The sequence below is a fragment of the Bombella saccharophila genome, assembly GCF_026385475.1.
Classification (GTDB): Bacteria; Pseudomonadota; Alphaproteobacteria; order Acetobacterales; family Acetobacteraceae; genus Bombella; species Bombella saccharophila.
In genome coordinates this window covers 1-2,500 of the sequence record NZ_JANIDW010000007.1, presented here as the reverse complement: position 1 = coordinate 2,500, position 2,500 = coordinate 1, and the positions used below count along the sequence as shown (strand labels likewise).

Below are 2,500 nucleotides of genomic sequence, written 5' to 3'. Positions count from 1 at the left end.
CGTAGCGAGCTTAAGCCGATAGGTGTAGGCGTAGCGAAAGCGAGTCTGAATAGGGCGACTAAGTTACTGGTAGAAGACCCGAAACCGAGTGATCTAGCCATGGCCAGGCTGAAGGTGCGGTAACACGCACTGGAGGGCCGAACCCACGCCTGTTGAAAAAGTCGGGGATGAGCTGTGGCTAGGGGTGAAAGGCCAATCAAACTCGGAGATAGCTGGTTCTCCGCGAAATCTATTGAGGTAGATCGTCGCATATTACCCTCGGGGGTAGAGCACTGGATGGGCTAGGGGGGCCCAAAGCCTTACCACACCTAACCAAACTCCGAATACCGAAGGAGTATAAGTGCGGCAGACAGACAGTGGGTGCTAAGGTCCATTGTCGAGAGGGAAACAGCCCAGACCACCAGCTAAGGCCCCTAAATCGTGGCTAAGTGGGAAAGGATGTGGGGATTCCAAAACAACCAGGAGGTTGGCTTAGAAGCAGCCATCCTTTAAAGAAAGCGTAATAGCTCACTGGTCTAATAGAAACCCTGCGCCGAAAATGTAACGGGGCTCAAGCCACGTGCCGAAGCTGTGGGTGCATAGATTACTATGCGCGGTAGCGGAGCGTTCTGTAAGCCTGCGAAGGAGACGGGGTGACCCTCTCTGGAGGTATCAGAAGTGCGAATGCTGACATGAGTAGCGACAAACAGTGCGAGAAACACTGTCGCCGAAAGTCCAAGGGTTCCTGCGCAAGGTTAATCCACGCAGGGTGAGCCGGCCCCTAAGGCGAGGGCGAAAGCCGTAGTCGATGGGAATTAGGTTAATAGTCCTAAGCCTGCTAGAAGTGACGAACGAGATATGTTGTCAGCTCTTAACGGATTGAGCTGGCTTTTGGACCGTTCCAGGAAATAGCTCTAGCATATAGACCGTACCCGAAACCGACACAGGTGGACTGGTAGAGTATACCAAGGCGCTTGAGAGAACGATGCTGAAGGAACTAGGCAAATTGCTCGTGTAACTTCGGAAGAAACGAGACCCGTTAGTGGGCAACCATTAGCGGGTGGCACAGACCAGGGGGTAGCGACTGTTTAGTAAAAACACAGGACTCTGCGAAATCGAAAGATGACGTATAGGGTCTGACGCCTGCCCGGTGCCGGAAGGTTAAGAGGAGATGTGCAAGCGTCGAATCGAAGCCCCGGTAAACGGCGGCCGTAACTATAACGGTCCTAAGGTAGCGAAATTCCTTGTCGGGTAAGTTCCGACCTGCACGAATGGCGTAACGACTTCCCCGCTGTCTCCAGCATCGGCTCAGCGAAATTGAATTCCCCGTGAAGATGCGGGGTACCCGCGGTCAGACGGAAAGACCCTATGAACCTTTACTGCAGCTTTACAGTGGTATCAGGAAAGTTTTGTGTAGGATAGGTGGGAGGCTTTGAAACCAGGGCGCCAGCTCCGGTGGAGCCATCCTTGAAATACCACCCTGAACTTTTCTGATATCTAACCGAGACCAGTCAGCCTGGTCCGGGACCCTGTATGGTGGGCAGTTTGACTGGGGCGGTCGCCTCCCAAAGAATAACGGAGGCGCGCGATGGTGGGCTCAGGCCGGTCGGAAACCGGCTGTCGAGTGCAATGGCATAAGCCCGCCTGACTGCGAGAGTGACAGCTCAAGCAGAGACGAAAGTCGGCCATAGTGATCCGGTGGTCCCGCGTGGATGGGCCATCGCTCAACGGATAAAAGGTACTCTAGGGATAACAGGCTGATCTCCCCCAAGAGTCCACATCGACGGGGAGGTTTGGCACCTCGATGTCGGCTCATCACATCCTGGGGCTGGAGCAGGTCCCAAGGGTTCGGCTGTTCGCCGATTAAAGTGGTACGTGAGCTGGGTTTAGAACGTCGTGAGACAGTTCGGTCCCTATCTGCCGTGGGTGTAAGAGACTTGAGAGGATTTGTCCCTAGTACGAGAGGACCGGGATGAACGAACCTCTGGTGCACCGGTTGTCGCGCCAGCGGCACAGCCGGGTAGCTAAGTTCGGAATGGATAACCGCTGAAAGCATCTAAGCGGGAAACCAGCCTCAAAACAAGGTCTCACAGGGCCGTCCAAGACCAGGACGTCAATAGGTCAGGTGTAAAAGCATGGCAACATGTGTAGCTAACTGATCCTAATCGCCCATATCTCTCACACACCTAAAACACATGCACAGTAATCAGTCACACTCACCACAAAACACCAACCACACCCCAATCACCTAAAAGGGTGAGCGGGAAGACCTGGTGGCTATGGCGGAGGATCCATACCCGATCCCATCCCGAACTCGGCCGTTAAAGCCTCCAGCGCCTATGATACTGCTTCTTAAGAAGCGGAAAAGTCGGTCGCCGCCAGGTCCCCTCGCTCACCCGCTCTATATATAAACCACCCACCACCGCGGGGTGGAGCAGCCCGGTAGCTCGTCAGGCTCATAACCTGAAGGTCGTAGGTTCAAATCCTACCCCCGCATCCATTATCCACCCTGTCAGTTATA

1 tRNA gene and 2 rRNA genes (1 of these 3 cut by a window edge) are annotated in these 2,500 nt (G+C 54.4%); all 3 read left to right on the top strand.

From position 1 onward, the window contains the following. Nucleotides 1-2,164, top strand: a 23S ribosomal RNA gene (locus NQF64_RS08780) (it extends 574 nt beyond the left edge of the window). Between the two features lie 84 nt (nt 2,165-2,248). Continuing rightward, nucleotides 2,249-2,363, top strand: a 5S ribosomal RNA gene (gene rrf / locus NQF64_RS08775). Between the two features lie 39 nt (nt 2,364-2,402). Next, nucleotides 2,403-2,479: transfer RNA gene (locus NQF64_RS08770), tRNA-Met, on the top strand. Nucleotides 2,480-2,500: the final 21 nt, after the last annotated feature.